This window comes from Succiniclasticum sp., from assembly GCF_056977735.1.
Map to the genome: position 1 here is coordinate 85,484 of NZ_DBMCWA010000002.1, position 19,988 is coordinate 105,471.

Genomic DNA, 19,988 nt, shown 5'->3' on the forward strand with positions numbered 1-19,988 from the left:
GCAATTATATCTTCTATGTTAATTTTAGGCAGTGCATATTCTGTATCTGCCGCACCTAAAAATGTATACACCGATGCAGATTCGGGTTTCAGCGTAGTTTCCGCTAATCCATTGATAGAATACGCTTCGAAATACAGCTACGGATTTCAGGAAAAAAATACTACAACGGACAGCATGAACTCGTTGGTTGCAATCCCGGCTGATATTGTAGCCAAAAAAACCGGACAGCCTTTTTCTACCAGAGAATTTATGGCAAAACTGGCTTTGGCAAGTAATAAAAAATCAACAGAAAAACCGGATTATGTGTTGTTCCAACCGGAGACCTACGCATACGCAACGCAGTTGAATACGAACATGGAAGACAGTCTCTTTCAAATTTTCGACCAGGAAGATTTGAAAGACGCAGAACTATCCTACAGTACAACAACCGTAGGCAAACGTAATTATTTTGTTATTTCCATGCAATCGCCCGGCGCTGTGAATGATGATGATACCGTGGATAGAAATGCAATGGACGTACAGGTGTATCTGACTTCGGAAAATAATATTCTGTATGTAGCCGAATCGTATTGCAGTGCTGAACCGTCTGCGAAAAAGAACAAGGCAGCAGATAATCAAACGGGCATCAGAAAAGATTATGAAGCCAAAGGCGTTTCCATGGATACGGCGGAAACCGCCATGCAGGATCCGCATGCGTTGCACAAAGCGATCCTCCCACTGACAACCTCTTCTTTAAACGACCTGAAATTTCAAAAAGCCCTGAAAAAAGAACGGGATACCGTTTTGAAAAACCTGATCTTCTTCAAGCCAGAAAAAGACGTCAGGCCTTTCGGTATGGAAGACCCGGTATTAAAACAGTTTATTGCCCTTCCGGATCAGTGGATCTATGCAAAAGGGTTCCCTGATATCAAAGAACAGGAAGAGGTGAAAGTTAATTTCGCCTGGGCAGCGCCTTATACAATGGTTGCAAGTATGCTGACACAGCGTTCTTTAAAAGACGCAACGGCTGACCTGAAGCCGGAAGATTTCTATGCTTTATATGATGAAAGCATTATCTTGGCCAGCTACAGTTTAAAAAAGAATAACAAGAACGAAACAAATGTAGCCGATGTACTTTTCAGCGTTCCCCAAAGCGAATTACAGAAAAAACTGGATGAAATGCTACCGGAACTGACCAAAAATGAAAAGATCAGGGAATATGCTGTCTTCTCCAATCCCAAAGCAACCATCACCAATGACGGGAACCAGATCAAACTGAGTTTTGACAGCAATATTAAAGCAGTCAACAAGTTTGATTTCCTGGCACACAGCCTGTTCTCCGGCACCAGGGAAAAAGGCCTGTTCAGCCTTTATATTGCCAAAGGTGACAGCATGAAGACAAAAGCAGCGGCCAATCTGGCAGATACTGTAAAACTGTTACCGGAAAAATAATTTTATCGTTGTTACAACCAAGGAGCAGAAAGAACACCATGAAAACTATTCTTGCAGCAACCGTAACCGCGCTGTTACTTTCCGGCAGTATCCCTGCCTTTGCCGCAACAAACACCTACACCGACCTGGACTCCGGATTTACATTGAAGTATCAGCCTTCCTGGATGGAAATCGGCAGTAAAAACTTCTACGGATTGGCCAACAAACCGGATAAAAAGGAAACTTCCTTGAATATTATCTGCGCTTTTACAGCCAAAGAAGCAGAAGAGGAGACCGGCAGAAAGTTTACCACGGAGGAATTCCTTAAAAAATATAAAGATTTGCAGGTTCTGGAACGCAACGAACTGTCGCCTGATAAAGTTGATTATATCTTTTTTATGCCGGATCCATACGAGATCAAACCCGGCAACAGATTGTCTATTGCGCCAAAGGAACTTCTTGATAATTCGTCCATCAGTATTTCTACCAGCAAAAAAGGGAAACAGCCTTTCGTTTATCTTCATATAGTTGAAAATGAAAAAAAAGACGAATTGAAAAAATTGCGCCGTGCTGTTGATATGCAGATTGCCATCACGTCAGCAAACAATATGCTTTACACAGTGGTTTCAACCTTCCCGCTGCCAAACCTGAAAGCACAGAAAGAGAAAATAAAGCAGGCGACGCCATTTACTGAAAAGAAAGTGCGAACCGAATTAACTGACGAAAACAAAGAAAAAATCAAAAAATATATTACGTCCCGCCAGGCATTTCTGAAAGGGCTGACGTTCTTTGCTCCCATAAAAGATTCCACGCCTTACGGTTTTTATGACGAATTGCTGGGCGGCAGGGTAAAACTACCGGATAACTGGGCGTACGCACAGGTAAATGACGATACGCTTAATGAAAAAATGCCGTTACGAATTACATTGGGCACGCCCTGGAGCGATATATCTGATTTTATAACGTTTAGTGAAAAAGAGGAAGATGGCAACGAATTGCATCTGGATCTGGATAAGGAAGATATCTCGAAATTAAATTATCAGAAAATTAAAGAAGCTGCTTTATTTGCCTCTTCCAGAACAAAAGAAAAAAATACATTTGCAGAACTGTTTAACAACCCGTTCCTGACAAACCTGATCATTGACAAATTTATAAAAGAAGGACTAAACCATCCGTCTGTAAAAGAAATAGTTGAATTCAAAGAAATTAACACAAAATCCAATTTCAGTAATAATTACGGAACCATTCAATTAGACGGTACCGGTTCAGTTAAAAATGATTACGTAATTAATCTCAACGCGAAAGCAATGTTTACGCCACAGAATTTTGGTCTGGCAGCTTACATTGCAAAAGACGAGAAAGAAATGGATACTGAACTAAAAAAGATGTTAGAACAAATCCAATTACAGAAGAAATAATTTTAAGGAGCGCCAATCAAATCAAAACGTGTACCTGATTACCGAAAAACCGTACAGAAAATAGTGCGGTTTTTTATTTTTTTTAAATCGGCCTCGTAAAATGCCCGTAGAGCGTTTTTTAAGGAAGGGTACGACAAATGAGTCGTGCAAAGATGAAACAGGCCTTAAAACGCAAATACGGCCGATTCACGAAGAAATCCTATTTCAAGATCAGTTTGCAGACAATTTACGACGTATTTTAGTAATAATTAACAAAACTTCATGTTTAGATTTTACATAATATATATTATCGGACGTAAAATAATTATCTGCTATCAGCAAGGTTTGATTGCATTTTTACTGCTTTTTTAATTGCCGGATAATTGCGAACGCAATTGAACAGACGTTTGACACCTTCCCCTTTTTCTGTTATAATTAACTAAAGCTACGTTGAATAATTTCTTTATTTGTTTTGATATTCCTTTATTATTTTTATAGGAGGTTTTTTCATGGCTCGGCATAAAAGTTTAATTCCCAAGGACTTTGACGGTAATTATACGGAAGACATGTTGACGGAACGCCAGAAACAGGTTTTAAATTTTATCAGATCGTACGCTCAGAGCAAAGGTTATCCGCCTTCTGTACGCGAAATTTGCAAGGCTGTTGGATTATCTTCTACCGCCAGTGTTCATAATCATCTGCACAAATTACAAAGTATGCGTTTCATTCAACGGGATTCTGCCAAGCCCCGCGCATTGGAACTGACGCAGGAAGCTTCCTGGCGGAATAAAACTGTAGTCCCTGTACCTCTTGTTGGTAACGTTACTGCCGGTATTCCCATCCTTGCAGTTGAAAACATTGAAGAAACCTATCCCATTCCCTTAGATTTAATAGGCACGGAAGAAGATGTGTTTATGCTTTCTGTTAAAGGTGACAGCATGATTAATGCAGGTATCCTTGATCATGATTATATTGTTGTCCGCAAACAAAATTTTGCGAATAACGGTGATATAGTTGTCGCATTGATCGACGGCGAAGAAACGACAGTAAAGCGTTATTTCAAAGATTTACGTTCTATCCGTTTACAGCCTGAAAATGATGCCTACAGTCCTATTATCGGGAATGACAATATCCAGGTCATTGGTAAAGTTATCGCTGTTTTCCGTATGCTGTGATTTGACATTATCTTGACGTCATTTAACTTTAACGTCTATCTTACGTCTCAACGATGTCATTTATATCTATTTAGTTTAAAATAAAACCACAGGATTTGTATCATCCTGTGGTTTTTTATCTTTAGTGTTTTTATTATGATGCAGCCTTTATTTTTTGTTCATAATGGATTCGCATGTTCTCAATATATCTTCGTCTTTTTCTCCGTCTAAAATTACATGCCCGACTACCTTACGTTTTTCCGTTGCACCGCCAATCATCCTGGCTGCAGCATTGATAGCCAGTTGTCCATGTTCAAAAGTAAGACCGCCCTGCATATATGCGTTAAAAGGTGCTCTCATGGGGCCATCTGCACTTAATTCGATAGAAGAACCCTGAACAAATGTTCCAGCTGCCATAATTATTTTATCCTGGTATCCCGGAATGTAGTCCGGCACAGGCGTTACATGTGCATCTACCGGGGAATTGATTTGGATTGCTACACAGAAGTTTTCCAGATTTTGCGGTGTCTTTAACGTGATCGCCTGAATAATGTCATGGCGGATCTCATAGTGTAACGGTTTTACCTTATACCCTAATTTATGGAAAACGGCTGCAGCATACACTGCTGTTTTAACCGCCTGCATTACCACATGTGGAGCCATAAATAATCCCTGATAGAGTTCTCTGGCTGTATCGCCTAAGGTAGCGCCCATTTCTCCGGCAAGGCCCGGAGCTGTCAGACGGCAGGCCGCATTATAAACAAGATCTTTTCTGCCTACGATATAACCGCCGGTAGGCGCCAATCCCCCTCCTACATTTTTAATCAGAGAACCGGCCATCAGATCCGCGCCGAAATCTGTCGGCTCCTTTTCTTCCGTAAATTCACCGTAACAATTATCTACAAAGCAGATTATATCTTCCCGTACTTTATGTACTTCCCGGATTAACCGGGCAATAGAATCTACATCTAAGGTTCCCCGTTCGCTGCTGTATCCGCAGGAACGCTGTATATGCACCATTTTCGTCTTTTCGGTAATCGCATCGCATACGGCATTGATATCCACATACTTATCAATCATGGGGATTTCCTTATAAATAACGCCTGAATCTGTCAGAGATCCGGGAATTTTTTTCGGGAATCCGATAATCGTCTGCATGGTATCATACGGTATGCCTGTAGCGCCGATCACTTCATCACCGGGTTTCAGATTGCCCAGCATGGCGACAGCCAGCGCGTGGGTTCCCGAAACAAACTGAGGGCGTACCAAAGCGGCTTCAGTCCGGAAAATATCTGCAAAAATAGCATCTAACTTTTCCCTGCCAAGATCATTATAGGCATAGCCGGTAGTAGGCTTCATATAAAAATCAGATACCTGATGCTTCCGGAATGCCGCAATCACTTTCTCAGTATTCTTTAAAGCAATTGTATCGTAATAATGCTTCTGCTTTTCCACTTCCTTTCTTGCATATTCAAAGATAGAATCAAAGTCCATTACCTTTTTTATAATCATAAAAAAACTATCACCTGACTATTATAAATTTTTCCCAACGATTTATTTCGTCGGCCTGAATCCTGACTTGCATTTTAATTCCTTCCGCCTCATAATCCTGCGACAGCACCGTTCCTGTTTCAAACAGTTTTGCCGCAACACCGGAGTCGCTGTAAGGAATTAACATCGTAACTTCCACAGACTTCAACTTCAAATGGTCTGTGATTACTTCTAACAATCTGTCCAGCCCGATTTGTTTTTTGGCTGAAATACAGACACTGTCCGGAATTGCTTTCAGTTGCTCTAAAAGGCCGCTGTCTTCCGGCAGCTTATCAATTTTATTAAACACGCTTAATACCGGTTTATCCAGTGCACCAACCTCCTGTAATACCCGGTAAACCGCTTCACTCTGCTCTTTATACAATGGATGGCTCACATCGATGACGTGGACCAGAAGATCCGCATCAAGAGTTTCTTCCAGCGTGGATTTGAAGGCTGCAATCAGCTGATGCGGAAGACGCTGGATAAAGCCTACCGTATCTGTTAAAATTGCCTGTCTCTTATCCGGAAGAACTAACTGACGTGTAGTCGGATCCAATGTAGCAAACAACTGATCCTTTTCATATACATCGGAATTTGTCAGCACATTCAACAGAGTCGACTTACCGGCATTGGTATAACCTACCAGACTGACCGAAGGCACCTGGTTTTTATTGCGGTGTGAACGGTGCAGCTTTCGGACATTCTGCACCTTGTCAATACAACCTTTAATGTAAGCAATACGGTCACGGATCATACGCCGGTCGGTTTCCAGTTTCGTCTCACCGGGACCCCTGGTCCCGATACCGCCGCCCAAACGGGAAAGGGAAAGCCCCTGTCCCATGATCCGTGGCAGTGTATATTGCAGCTGTGCCAGTTCAACCTGCAGTTTACCCTCATTGGTCCGTGCCCGTTGCGCAAAAATATCAAGAATCAGCGCGGTACGGTCCAATACCTTAATGCCCAGCGACTGCTCCAGATTCCGCTGCTGGGCAGGTGATAATTCTTCATCAAACACACAGAGATCAATGTCTTCCTGCTGGGCGAACAAAGCCAGGTCCCGTACCTTCCCGCGCCCGATAAAGAATCCCGGATCCGGTTTGGGCCTCTTCTGCAAAAACTTTGCAATTACCTCAGCGCCGGCCGTCTCAGCCAGCTGCCGCAGTTCTTCCAGTGAATCTTCGCTGGTCCAAAGCCTGTCCTGTTTTCCGTATTCCAGGCTGACCAGCATGGTACGCTCCGGCCGTTGCTCCAGTTTTCGGTCGTCATCGGTAACTGCCAGCCGTTTTTCCGCTGAACTTATAATGTTGGGAAGAAATATGGTTTCCAGCGCCTCTAATCTTAAGACGCCGTACTCCTCCGCCGTATACTGTCCGTACTCGTCCTTACCGGTAATGATGGCAAAATTCAGAACTGATTCTTCCGGATTCTCATCATTCACACCGATGGCTGCCATCAAATCATATTTGTGGTTGCGCAAAGCCGAAAGATCGACCCCGCTTAATTGCGGATTTCCCCCTGGATGTGTATGAATGCAGCGAATTCCGCTTAACCGCCCGGTTCCCCTTCTGCCCGGCAGATTCGGTAACGAAACGGTACTGCTGTCTCCGACGGCAACGCTCAGCACGTTCCCTTTCCGGTCCAGAAAAATATTGACTTCCCTGTTGACTGCTGAAGTAATTTCTGCCATACGTATGGCAATTTCCTTCGACACCAGCTGCCAGGGAGGCACCCTCAAATCATACAGTTGGATCAGCAACTCCATGAATTTAGTCTTTAACCCATCTGTATTCCCAAGAACTTCCTTCATTCCAAACCATCTCCTTACTCTTTGGAATGCGCAGGCTCGATATTAACCTTATAGCCCCGGATACTGTTTTTATGCATCACGGCCAGTACCCGTTCGGCATACTGTTCCGGTACCTCAACAAAGGAAAACTTATCAAAAATATTAATCAGGCCGATGGAACGTCCCGGAATGTCAGCTTCTTTGGCAATTGTCCGTACCAGTTCAGGTACTGTGACCTTCTGGCTGCGTCCGACGTTCAGGAAGAACCGGACCATACCCGGACGGCCTCCGGTATTGGACAGATTCTGAACAGTGAGATCGCTGATCGTGTTCTTTTCTTCCTTTATCTCAAGGGCCCTGTTCCCTTCCTGCATCAGTTTTAACGCAGCGGCCGCAATTTCTTCCACTTCATACTCTTTGGCCAGCCTCGTTACTACAGTCATATACTCCCCATAATTTCCCATTTCCAGCAGGGCCTGCATCTTGGAAATGATCTGTTCACGCTGATGCTCCAGTACATCGGTAGTGGTCGGCAGTTCCCGACGGCGGATACGCGTTTTGGCGATCCGTTCGATCAGTTTCAGCTGACGGAATTCCCTCGGTAAAATAAATGTCAGTGCTACGCCGGTATTCCCTGCCCGGCCTGTACGGCCGATACGGTGTACATAACTCTCCGGATCCTGGGGTATATCAAAGTTGATAACATACTGCACATTGTCAATATCCAGCCCCCGGGCCGCAACATCTGTAGCAATCAGGATATCCAGACGCCCTTCCCTGAATTTTTTCATGACACGGTCCCGCTGGGCCTGGCTCAGATCGCCGTGCAGTCCTTCCGCCAAATAACCTCTGCTCCCCAGTGAGGCGGTCAGATCATCAACACCCCGCTTGGTACGGCAGAAAATGATACTTTTTCCTTCGATGCCAGCGTCAAGCAGCCGGGAAATACCTTCAATCTTATCACGGGTCTCAAAATAATACTGATCGATCAGAGGGACGGTAATATCTTCTTTACTTACCGTTACAATTTGCGGTGCCCGCATGTATTTTTTCGTAAGGCTCAGGATTGGACGCGGCATTGTGGCAGAAAACAGCATGGTCTGCCGTTCGGCAGGAACGTTCGCCATGATTTCTTCCATATCGTCGATGAATCCCATATCCAGCATTTCATCCGCTTCATCCAGTACCAGATAACGCACATGGTTCAGCTTTATGGTTCCACGGCGGATATGGTCCAGCAGACGGCCCGGCGTACCGATTACGATCTGCACTCCGCTTTTCAGGGCGCGGATCTGCCGGTCAATGGGCTGCCCACCGTATACAGGTACTACTTTGATCCGTTTGTTGCGGCCAATTTTACCGATTTCTTCCGAAACCTGGATCGCCAGCTCCCGCGTAGGACTCATGACCAGCGCCTGGATGTGCCTGTGGTCTTCGATCCCCTGAATGATAGGAATACCAAAGGCGGCCGTTTTACCTGTGCCGGTCTGGGCCTGACCGATGATATCTTTTCCTTCTAATAATAACGGAACTGCCTGCTGCTGAATCGGCGACGGTTCTTCGAAGCCCATCTCCCGTAATGCGGCTACGATACGTTTTTCCAATATCAAATCGCCAAAATTATCTGTCTGTGTCATGGTCATGAATCGTTTCCTCCGAATGATTATTTGGACTTTCTTTGAGCCGGTCCAGGGCAAAACTCAAAGCTGCCATGGCCGCTCTGTGTTTAATCTGTGACCGTGTGCCGCCAAAATTATATTTCCGGCACAACTCGCCGTTTGCATCTGCAACAGCTATATAAACCAGACCTACCGGCTTTTTGCGGGTTCCTCCGCCAGGGCCGGCCAGGCCCGTAATACTTACTGCCATATCGGAACCGATTGCTTCCCGTACCCCTCTTGCCATCTCAACCGCGGTCTCTTCGCTCACGGCTCCTTTTTTCGCCAGCGTTGTTTTGCTGACATGAATGACCTGGTTTTTCACTTCGTCCGTATACGATATAACAGAACCCTTCACATATTCCGAACTGCCCGGTACGTCAGTCATCATGCTGGAGGCAAGCCCGCCTGTACAGGATTCCGCAAAGGCAATCGTCTGCTGCCGGCATAAAAGTTCCTTACCAAGTACCTCAGGCAGCGTATCATCGTCATATCCGTATACATAAGTCCCGATGACTTTTTCCACTTTTTCCTGCATGCCGGCAATCAATGCGTCTGCTTTTTCGGCCGAAGGTGCTTTGGCTGTCAGACGGACCAGGATTTCCCCATGCCTTGCATAAAGAGCAATCGTCGGATTCGTCTGGTTTATAATTATATCGTCCAGCTTTTCTGCCAGGTTCGACTCGCCGATACCCCGCAGTTTCAATGTGTGTGATTTGATGATCCCCAGATGCGGAAAGCGCTGTTCAAAATAAGGGAACAGTTCTTTTTCACATACAGTTTTTAATTCAAACGGCGGTCCGGGCAGCATGACAAAAGTAGTATCGCCCTGCTCCAGTACAAGTCCCGGCGCCGTTCCCGCCTCGTTATGCAAAACAACAGCCCCGCTGGGAACCAAAGCCTGTTTTTCATTGTTTTCCGCAATACAGATATTCCGCCTGGACAACAGTTCATGGATATGGTTCCACACTTCCAGATTCATATACATGTCTACGCCGCAATAATCTGCAATCATTTCTTTTGTAATATCGCCCCGGGTCGGTCCCAGACCACCGCTGGTAATAATGACATCAGCGCGTTTGACCGCGATATCCAGCACTTCTTTCATACGCGCCGGATTATCCCCCACTGTTGTCTGGTATAAGACATCAAAACCGCGCCGGTTCAGTTCCTGCGCCAGCCAGGTAAAGTTTGTATTTAATATTTCTCCCAGAAGAAGTTCCGTACCGGTTGTAATAACCTCTACTCTCATCTGGCTCCCTCCCTTGTTTTGCTGTATGTCAGACACGGGTCGCTACTACCTCATACGCAAAGCCCTGTTCTATCCGTACGCGGATAAAATCGCCCGGGTTCAGTCCGGGGGCATTTTCTATAAAAATACTGCCATCGATATCCGGCGCTTCCCGGTAACTGCGGGCTGCTGCCAGATTCTCTTCCTCCGACTCGTAGCCTTCCACGACAACTTCCAGTTCCCTGTCTTCCATTGACCGGTGGGTTTCTTCAGAAATTCCGGCCTGTATTGCCATCAGTTCGTCATAACGGTCCTGTTTTGTTTCTTCCGGAATCTGATCCGACATAGATGCCGCAGCCGTGTTTTCTTCCTGCGAATATTGGAATACGCCTGCGTTTTCAAACTTCTGCTCTTTCACAAATTCTTTTAAAACAGCAAAATCTTCTTCCGTTTCGCCAGGGAACCCTACGATAAAGGTTGTACGTATCACAATATCGGGGATCCGCTCCCTCAATTTCTTCAGGAGGATTTTCGTTTCCTGTAACTTATCCCGGCGGCGCATCGCACGTAATAACCGGTCGCTTGCATGCTGCAGCGGCAGATCTACATAATGGCAGACTTTCGGCAAGGTGGCATACGCTTCAATCAGTTCGTCTGTAAACGTATTAGGATAAGAATATAAAACGCGGATCCATTTTAAACCAGGCAATGCATTCAGATCGCGCAACAGCTCCGCCAGCCGGAGCTTTCCGTACAGGTCCTGCCCGTAACGTGTCGTATCCTGGGCAATGACCACCAGTTCCTTTACACCCCGCTCTACCAAATCCCGGGCTTCTGCCATCACCTGCTCATAGGGTTTGCTGGTATAGCGCCCCCGGATCAGCGGGATGGCACAAAAGGAACAGAAATTGTCGCAGCCTTCTGCAATTTTCAGATATGCCATGTACGGATCGGTAGTCAGTTTACGCGGATCCGGCAGCGGTTCAGCTTCTTTTGGTATGTCAGGCCGGGATAAAGCAACCGTGTGTATTTTTTCTACCTTTTTTAAAGGCGGCAAGTCTTCCTTTTTTATATGAAGTACACGGGTTCCCTGCATGACACGTTCAATGACCTGACCGATATCTTTATATACATTTGTCCCAATAATTGCATCCACTTCCGGCATATCCTGAAACAATTCCTGCGCATAGCGCTGGGCCAGACAGCCGGTCACGATAAGATACCGGCAGCAGCCTTCCGTTTTATAGGCCGCCATGGAAAGGATCGTATCTATGGATTCCTGTTTGGCAGGTTCAATAAAGCCGCAGGTATTGACAATGATAATTTCCGCTTCTTCCGGATCATTGATAATTTCAATGTTGTATTTTTCTATAATGCCCAGCATAACCTCGGAATCAACCAGGTTCTTCGGGCACCCTAAACTGATCAGCCCCAGCTTCACTTTTTATCCTCCCCTGCATCCATCAACCGAATTTCCCGGAGCCAGTCCCCCGTTAATTTTTCCAATGCCTGTCTGTCTTTATAAAATGTGTTGGTCCACATAGAAGTTAAATTTACAACCTGTCCTTTATCACCGTTCGGCAATACCGGCAGGTACCCGCTGCGGGTCGTCATAAGGACGGTCCTCGCTTCGGAAGAGCGGAGGATCCAGTCAATAAGACCCGTGACTTCTTTCTGCTTTTTGCTGTTCTGCATGACTCCGATACCGTACAGGTTCACCGGCGTTCCCTCTTCCGGAATCAGGATATAAGCCGGCAAATCATTCTGGAGATATTTAAACACGTGGCTTCGCCGCGTGACCGCAATGTCCGCATCACCGGTAACCGCCATGCGGACCGGCGTGATCGGGAACTTTGCATATTGTTTAATCAGAGGATGGACCTGTCTGAAATATGAAAAGCATTCATTTTGCCCCATACGGGAACACATGGCTGCCAAAAACTGGATCGTAGATTCGTTATCAGTGAGATTTTCCATGACAATCTGTGCTTCCGTATGCTTTGGCAGATCGGCCCAGTGTAAAATCTGCTGCTGCCCGACCTTTCTGGAATAGGCCTGATTGACCAGCAACACAGCCGGATCATAAAAAAGGATGATCCAATTGTCATCAGAGCCCCTCAGTTCTCCCGGCAGAAGGTCGGCGAACTCAGAGTTAACCTTCCGCAAAGAACCGGCTGCTGCTTTTTCCGTAAGCATGGCCGCGTTACTGATAATGCAATCAGCCTGCTCCATATCGTCATCCCTGTCCGAAACGGTGAACGTAATCTTTGTTTGATCCGGCTGGCTGTCTGAATATTTTTCGCAGAGCATGCCGACCAGATCTTTATCCAGCGTTGTATAAACTTTAACCGAGGATTTCGGTCCCACTGATTTAATCAGGCTGCAACCTGCCAGAAAAAGAACCAGACAGACACAGACCAGACAGAAAACTTTCCTGTTCATAACATCTTCACTTCAGAATTCTATTTCCTTCTCTTTTTATCGCGGTTTAAGGGAATTCGAAAACGGTCATCCCGAATCAGGCAGCGGGGCCCATCCCCGATCAGGTCCGTACGTCCCCCTTCTTTCAGCGCTTCTATGACCAGAGCCCTGTTACGCGGGTTACGGTATTGCATGAGGGCACGCTGCATGGCCTTATGATGGGGATTATGCACCGTAAACACTTTTTTACCGGTAAAAGGGTCTATCCCGGAATAATACATTGCGGTTGAAGCGCTCCCCGGTGTCGGGATAAAATCCTGCACCTGTTCCGGATACCGGCCTGTATCCCGCAAAAACTCCGCCAGTTCGATCGCATTTGCCAGCGTACAGCCGGGATGACTCGAAATAAAATACGGAACCAGATACTGCTCTTTACCGATTTCCTTATTCTTCTGCGTAAACGCTTTGACAAACTTCAGATAAACATCCTTACCCGGTTTACCCATATGTTTTAAAGTAGATTCCGCAATATGCTCCGGCGCGATTTTTAACTGACCGCTCACATGATACCGGCACAGTTCATCCAAGAACTGCTGCTTCTTTTCCGCCAGCAGATAATCATAACGGATACCGGAACGGATAAATACTTTTTTAACGCCCGGCAGCGCGCGAAGCTCCCGCAATAATTTAATATAATCGCTGTGATCCGCGTCAATGGCCGGACAGGGTTTGGGGAACAAGCACTGTCTGTCCTTGCAGGCGCCGGCTTTTAACTGCTTTTTGCAGGCCGGATGACGGAAATTCGCTGTAGGCCCGCCCACATCGTTAATATATCCTTTAAAATCAGGCAGCTGTATCATTTCTTTAGCTTCTTTTAAGATAGAAGCATGGCTGCGCGCCTGGATGATACGTCCCTGATGGGCGTGGATGGCACAGAAGGAGCAGCTGCCAAAGCAGCCCCGGCAGCTTACGATACTGAACTTCACTTCTTCCAGCGCCGCGATACCGCCCGCCTTATCGTACATGGGATGCCACTGCCGCGTGTACGGCAGATCGTAAACGGCGTCCATTTCTTCTTCCGTCAATGGCATGGCTGCCGGATTCTGCACTATATACAAATTATGGCTGTTTTTCTGTACAAGAATCTTCCCGTAAAACGGGTCCACATTTTCATGCTGCAGCCGATAGGCATCCGCTAACATCTTCTTATCATTTCGTATCGCATCATAACCGGGAAGCTCCACATAATCTTCCACATGATCCAACGATTCCGACGCGTACGCTGTGCCACGGATATAATGCAGGTCTTCTCCCGAAGCACCGCCGGCCAGATAATCTGCAATTTCGCGGATCTGGGTCTCCCCCATGCCACAGACCAGCAGGTCCGCGCCGCTTTCTGTCAGGATGGAAGGCAACAGTTTGTCTTCCCAGTAATCATAGTGGGCAAAACGGCGTAAGCTTGCTTCAATGCCTCCAACGATGACAGGAAGATCCGGCCACAGTTTCTTTACGATTTTTGTATAAACAAGTGTGGCATGGTCGGGACGCTTCCCCATTTCTTTGCCGGGGGAATATTTATCCTCTTTCCGGGGTTTTCTGGCCGCCGTATAATGGCACAGCATCGAATCCAGATTTCCGCCGCAAATCAAAACTCCGAGACGGGGCTTTCCCATGCTTTGGAACGATTGCGTATCCCGCCAGTCCGGCTGCGGCAGAATGGCAACTTTGTAGCCTGACGCTTCCAATACGCGGCAGATGACTGCCGGTGCAAAGGAAGGATGATCTACATAGGCATCCCCGCTGATAAACAGGAAATCAAGCTGCTCCCAGCCTCTTTCCGCCATATCTTCTTTGCAAACCGGTAAAAATTTATTGTTCATTTGGCTTATATATCCTTGTTACCGCCTCGTAGGTTTCTTCAAAAGGCAGACGCTTTCCATTGTGTTCGATCTGCAGATCTTTCAGGTTGCCGATCCGCATAACGATTTCGGAATCGCTGGTAAAGGTTTTGCTTTCTCCTTTCAGCAAATTCCCTTCAAACAATACAGTTCCTTTCCGGTCGGTGACCCGCAGCCAGCATCTTCCGACAGAAGCCACATTCAGCCTGGTTACTCCTTTGACCGGTACCGTATTCGTAACAGAATCTGTACTGCCCGTATTATTTTCTATGCTTTTCTTCTCATTATTTCCTGTGTTCTCCGGCACAGCCGCAGTACTTTCAGGCTTCCCTGCCGGTTTTTCGACTGCCGTATCTTTTTCACTTTGTTTTTTGTCTTCACTAAAGCTGCTAAAACGGAACGGCAGTAAATCGCTGACCGAATTGCCTTTCTGTGTCAGGTAATAATAAAATCCGCCGCCAACGGCAAGCAATAAAACAAGCAGGCCGGCCACCAAAAACAGTAACCGGTGATTATCACCGGTGCCCGAACCGATATCCCGGTTGGATTTAAATGTCGGGCGGACTTTTACATTTTTGGATTCCCTGATCACATTATTGTTGACAGAAGCAGTTCCCAGACTGGCCGCCTTATACTCTTCCACCAGTCCGGCCCCGTCAAGCCCCAGATAGTTTCCGTATGACCGAATGATCCCCTTCACAAAAACAGCGCCGGGAAGCAATGCAAATTCATTTTTCTCCACTGCTTCCAGATACACTTTTCGAATATTGGTTTCCTGAGCGGCAGTATCAAGGGAAATATTTTTGGCTGTCCTTGTATCCTGTAAAGTTTTTCCAATATCCATAACGGCATCAGCCTCCGTCGACAAAAGTCACTGTGTGTCTGAAAAATTGTCTTTTTTTAAAAATCTGTATTCTACTTCTTCCCGGGACAACAACAGTTCCCGCGGCTTGCTGCCTGTAGCAGGACCAACAATGCCCAGTTCTTCCATGGTCTCCACCAGACGGGCCGCCCGGTTATAACCGATCCGGAAACGACGCTGCAGCATGGAAGCAGAAGCCTGTCCCAGATCCAGCACCAGACGGATCGCATCGTCCAGCAGTTCATCCTGACTGTCTTCTTCCGGGGCATCCCCACCGCCGGAGGATGCGTTCTTTGCATCTTTCTGGCTGTCACTGGGTAATACTACATTCGTAACTTCATCGCTGTATTCAACCGGAATGGCCTGTTTCTTAATAAAATCCGTCACCCGGTTCAGTTCCTCATCGCTGACAAAGGCGCCCTGTACACGGGACGGTTTATTTGCCCCGATGGGATAGAACAACATGTCGCCCTTGCCCAACAGTTTTTCGGCGCCGCCCATATCCAGGATCGTACGGGAATCCGTCAACGAGGATACGGCAAAGGCAATGCGGGACGGGATGTTCGCTTTCACGATACCGGTAATAACATCCACGGAGGGACGCTGGGTCGCCAGCACCATGTGGATACCGCAGGCACGGGCCTTCTGGGCCAGACGCAAAATCGCGTCTTCCACATCCGCTTTGGCCACCATCATCAGGTCGCTCATCTCGTCAATGACGATAACGATATAAGGCATCTTTTCTTCTGCCTGGGCGTTATAGGCTTTGATATCCCTTACGCGGGTATCCGCAAAGGACTTATATCGCCGTTCCATTTCCGCAACAGCCCAATGCAGCGCGGAAGCCGCCTTCTTGGCATCCGTGACAACAGGTACCAGCAGATGGGGAATGCCGTTATAATTTGTAAGTTCGACCACTTTGGGATCGACAAGAATCAGCTTTACCTCATCCGGACGGGCCTTGTACATGATGCCTGCCAGCAGTGTATTCACACAGACAGACTTACCGCTGCCGGTAGTACCCGCAATCAGCAGATGCGGCATCTTGGCGAGATCAATTGTAATGACCTTGCCTTCAATATCTTTGCCCAGACCTACACATAACTTGGAAGGATTATCACGGACCGCCTTGCAGTCCACAATTTCCCGGAAGCTTACCATATCATTTGTAATGTTGGGCGCTTCAATACCGATCGCCGCCTTACCCGGAATGGGTGCTTCCACCCGGACGCCGGGAGCAGCCAGCCGCAGTGCGATATCATCTGACAGATTCACAACAGAACTTACCTTGACACCGGGAGCCGGTTCCAGTTCGTAACGGGTTACGGAAGGACCGCGGGTTACACCGGTCACTTTTGCATTCACCCGGAAATCTGCCAGCGTTTTCTCCAATGTGAGGCACTGTTTCCTCACATCTGCATCCGAGCGGCGCTGTTCTGTTTTTTCTGCAGGATTCAGCAGTTCCAGCGGTGGGAACCTATATTCCGGTTTTGACGGTTCCTCTGTCTCCTTCGTTTCGTTTTCCTTTACGTTCATCACAGATCTGCCGGCAGAGGCTATCGCTTTTTCCCTGTCTGTACTGTCAGCCGGTTCACCGGCATCTGTTTCATTCGCATTTACAGCAGCACGGCTCTTATCTGTATCTGTCACGGCCATCATGCCATGCTCCGTCAGAATAAACCGGGGTTTACCCTCACTCTTTTTAATCGTTTCAGAAATATCCCCTGCCGCTGCTTTTCTTTCTCCGGCAACATCTGTTGTGGAATTTGCGTCGGACGCTTCCGCCTCCTCTGCTGTCTCTCCATAATGGATAATAGGTATTTGTCCGGAATCCGGCAGCATGGCTCCCTTTTCCCAGGGTGCCGGTTCCGGTTTTTCCACATGACCGGAAATGATACCGGAAGCGGGCCGTAACACAACAATTTCCTGCTTTTCGGGATACGTCTGAACCAGGGACGGCTTTTCTTTTTCCGGTTTATCATGATTTGCCATACGTTCTACCGGGACATACCGGTCCGACTTTGTTTCATCCGGCCACGGGTAATCCGAAGCCGTTTCACCGGATCCCTTATCTTTATCCAGAGCCTTCTGTCCAAAATTCAGTATCTTTTTGAACGCTGACGGCTTACGGACATCTTCATTGTAATCGGCAAATTCATCCTTATTATACACATCCAGCGGACTTGCTTTCCTGCCATTCGGATTGGAAGTGCTGAAGAATGGTCGCGCCGGTTTTCCGGGAACCGTTTCATTTCTTACTTCAGCTGCCTTATCTGAATTCTGCTGTTCCCGTCTTGACGCCCGGATATCCTGGATCTTATCTCCAGCTTTTTCCGTCAAAGCCGCCAATGACAGTTTCCCTGTCAGCACCAGGCTGGCAAGCATACCGGCCACCAGCAGGATGACTGACCCCGTAGCGCCTGCCATCGCGTGCAGCGCTTTGGTAATGAGGCCGCCGATCAGACCGCCTCCCTGGGGTAAAAAAGACGGTTCCGTTTCATAACCAAGAGGAATAAAGATGTGATGCAGGAATCCCAGAAGGCAGATATAGAACAGCATCGCTGCCCAGAATCCCCCGAAACGAATCAGGTTCTTTTTCAGCCAGAAATAACCGATTCCCACCGCAATAAAGACGAACGGGAAAAAAATGGCGCCCAGACCGAAACCATATGTCAGCACGTCATGGAGGAACTCACCGGCAAAACCGGTAGGAAGTCCTGCATAAGCAGCCAGCAGGAACAATCCTGCCGCAAGAAACAGGAGCCCCTTCAGTTCGACATTCTTCTGGCTGTTCTGTTTTTCTTTTTCCGTTTGTACTGCCGGTTGCTTTTTCACTCTGTTACCTCTCACCAAACGTACGGAAAGACGAGCCGTAAAGACCCGTCTTCTTTATAGAACTTATACTTCCATTATAATAGGGATGATCATAGGACGGCGCCTTGTCTTATCGAACAGGAAACGTCCCAGGGAGTCACGGATCGCATTTTTCAACGCGGACCATTCCGTATTGTTGTTCTCCTCACACTTATCCAGCGCTGCCTGTACCTTGTCCCTGGCTTCATCCATCAGGTCTTCCGCTTCCCGCACATACACAAAGCCGCGGGAGACAATATCCGGCCCGGACACGATCCGGTTCGACGCGCCGTCTACGCCGACCACGACGATCATGATGCCGTCCTGGGACAACTGGCGCCGGTCGCGCAACACGATGTTGCCAACGTCGCCAACCCCCAAGCCGTCGATCAGCACATTACCTGCCGTAACCTTTCCGTTTATACAGATCTTATCGCGGGTCAGCTCCACAACAGCGCCGTTTTCCGCAATCATAATATTCCTGTGGTCCATTCCGAGGCTTTCCGCCAGCCTTGCATGTTTTACCAGATGCCGGTATTCGCCGTGCACCGGCATAAAGAATTTCGGGCGAACCAGATTGTGCATGATCTTCAGTTCTTCCTGGCTGGCATGGCCGGAAACATGAACGCCGTTGGCCTTTTCATACACTACCTCCGCGCCCAGCATATATAAATGGTTAATTGTATTGGAAACCATTTTTTCATTGCCGGGAATCGGTGCCGCCGAAATAATCACCGTATCCCCCGGAACGATCTGTACTTTCCGGTTTTCACCCATGGACATACGGGTCAGGGCAGACATGGGTTCCCCCTGGCTTCCGGTACAGATGACAACGATCTTATCATTCGTATAATTACGGATCTCGTCAATATCGACCAGCAGCCCTTCCGGAACATTCAGGTAATTCAGCTTCAGGGAAATATTGACAACATTGACCATGCTCCGGCCCATGACCGCAACCTTGCGCCCGTATCTTGCAGCCGTATCACAGATCTGCTGGATGCGGTGCACATTGGAAGAGAACGTGGCGACAATAATGCGGTGCTTTGCATAGCGGAATTCATTGTCGAAGGTCTCCCCTACAAATTTTTCACTTTGTGTGTAACCGGGACGTTCTGCATTGGTACTGTCCGCCATCATCAGGAGGACCCCCCGGTCGCCGTATTCAGCAAACCGGTTCAGTTCCATCACCTGTCCGTCAACAGGCGTCTGGTCAATTTTAAAGTCACCCGTATGGACGATCAGGCCTACCGGCGTATGGATCGCCATACCGATGGCGTCTGGTATACTGTGGTTGACCCGCATAAATTCCAGTTTGAAAACACCGGCCCGTACACGGTCACCGGATTTCACTACATTTAAATTGGCAGTGGAAACCCCTGCCTCATCCAGACGGCCTTCCAGAATACCAAGCGTTAACGCGGTACCGTAAACCGGCACATCCAGCTGTTTCAAAATAAAAGGCAGCGCGCCGATATGGTCTTCATGCCCGTGGGTTAAAAAAATTCCTTTCAGCTTGTCCTGATTCTCAATTAAATAGGTAATGTCGGGAATGACCAGATCAATTCCCAGCATATCATCCTCAGGGAACATTAAACCGGCGTCAATCAGAATGATGTCGTTCCCATAACGGAAGGCCGTCATGTTTTTTCCGATTTCGCCAAGACCCCCAAGCGGTATGATATTCAGTTTCTTCAAAGACTTATCCAAAATTTACCTCCCTGTCTGATATTTTCCGCTCTTTCGATTCTGCTGTTATTATAACGCAATCAGACCGGAAAAACA

General features: G+C 47.3%; 13 protein-coding genes. 3 read left to right on the top strand and 10 right to left on the bottom strand.

Going from position 1 to position 19,988, the window contains the following annotated elements:
* Positions 1-174: 174 nt before the first annotated feature.
* From ACZOWY_RS01625 to lexA, 3 genes are all read left to right on the top strand, one after another.
* Complete coding sequence (locus ACZOWY_RS01625) at positions 175-1,431, top strand: hypothetical protein (RefSeq protein WP_484392351.1); 1,257 nt, start codon at positions 175-177, stop codon at positions 1,429-1,431.
* Positions 1,432-1,469: 38 nt separating this feature from the next.
* On the top strand, positions 1,470-2,828 hold the full coding sequence (locus ACZOWY_RS01630; RefSeq protein ID WP_484392356.1) for a hypothetical protein: 1,359 nt from the start codon (positions 1,470-1,472) through the stop codon (positions 2,826-2,828).
* Between the two features lie 488 nt (positions 2,829-3,316).
* A complete protein-coding gene (gene lexA / locus ACZOWY_RS01635; RefSeq protein WP_484392361.1) occupies positions 3,317-3,982 on the top strand; it encodes a transcriptional repressor LexA in 666 nt (221 codons plus the stop codon).
* A 147-nt stretch (positions 3,983-4,129) separates the two neighbouring features.
* On the opposite strand, the gene ACZOWY_RS01640 is transcribed toward lexA, so the two are convergent.
* The 10 genes from ACZOWY_RS01640 to ACZOWY_RS01685 all read right to left on the bottom strand — a co-directional run bounded on the left by ACZOWY_RS01640 (position 4,130) and on the right by ACZOWY_RS01685 (position 19,913).
* Positions 4,130-5,455 (bottom strand): methionine gamma-lyase family protein, encoded by a 1,326-nt coding sequence (locus tag ACZOWY_RS01640; RefSeq protein ID WP_484392544.1) that lies wholly within the window; start codon positions 5,453-5,455, stop codon positions 4,130-4,132.
* A 28-nt stretch (positions 5,456-5,483) separates the two neighbouring features.
* Positions 5,484-7,301 (bottom strand): GTPase HflX, encoded by a 1,818-nt coding sequence (gene hflX, locus ACZOWY_RS01645; RefSeq protein WP_484392366.1) that lies wholly within the window; start codon positions 7,299-7,301, stop codon positions 5,484-5,486.
* Between the two features lie 14 nt (positions 7,302-7,315).
* Positions 7,316-8,917 (bottom strand): DEAD/DEAH box helicase, encoded by a 1,602-nt coding sequence (locus ACZOWY_RS01650; RefSeq protein WP_484392545.1) that lies wholly within the window; start codon positions 8,915-8,917, stop codon positions 7,316-7,318.
* On the bottom strand, positions 8,901-10,190 hold the full coding sequence (locus tag ACZOWY_RS01655; protein ID WP_484392371.1) for a competence/damage-inducible protein A: 1,290 nt from the start codon (positions 10,188-10,190) through the stop codon (positions 8,901-8,903). Before ACZOWY_RS01655 ends, ACZOWY_RS01650 begins: the two co-directional genes overlap by 17 nt.
* A 28-nt stretch (positions 10,191-10,218) precedes the next feature.
* Positions 10,219-11,610, bottom strand: coding sequence for a 30S ribosomal protein S12 methylthiotransferase RimO (rimO, locus tag ACZOWY_RS01660; protein WP_484392375.1), 1,392 nt, complete (start codon positions 11,608-11,610; stop codon positions 10,219-10,221).
* Complete coding sequence (locus ACZOWY_RS01665; RefSeq protein WP_484392380.1) at positions 11,607-12,611, bottom strand: ABC transporter substrate-binding protein; 1,005 nt, start codon at positions 12,609-12,611, stop codon at positions 11,607-11,609. Before ACZOWY_RS01665 ends, rimO begins: the two co-directional genes overlap by 4 nt.
* Before the next feature lie 20 nt (positions 12,612-12,631).
* The gene (locus ACZOWY_RS01670) at positions 12,632-14,470 is read right to left on the bottom strand and encodes a YgiQ family radical SAM protein (RefSeq protein ID WP_484392385.1); all 1,839 of its coding nucleotides are present in this window, start codon (positions 14,468-14,470) and stop codon (positions 12,632-12,634) included.
* The gene (locus ACZOWY_RS01675; protein ID WP_484392390.1) at positions 14,460-15,332 is read right to left on the bottom strand and encodes a helix-turn-helix domain-containing protein; all 873 of its coding nucleotides are present in this window, start codon (positions 15,330-15,332) and stop codon (positions 14,460-14,462) included. The genes ACZOWY_RS01670 and ACZOWY_RS01675 overlap by 11 nt, the downstream gene beginning before the upstream one ends.
* Before the next feature lie 27 nt (positions 15,333-15,359).
* A complete protein-coding gene (locus ACZOWY_RS01680; protein ID WP_484392395.1) occupies positions 15,360-18,185 on the bottom strand; it encodes an FtsK/SpoIIIE family DNA translocase in 2,826 nt (941 codons plus the stop codon).
* Positions 18,186-18,248: 63 nt separating this feature from the next.
* Complete coding sequence (locus ACZOWY_RS01685) at positions 18,249-19,913, bottom strand: ribonuclease J (protein ID WP_484392399.1); 1,665 nt, start codon at positions 19,911-19,913, stop codon at positions 18,249-18,251.
* Between the last annotated feature and the right edge of the window lie 75 nt (positions 19,914-19,988).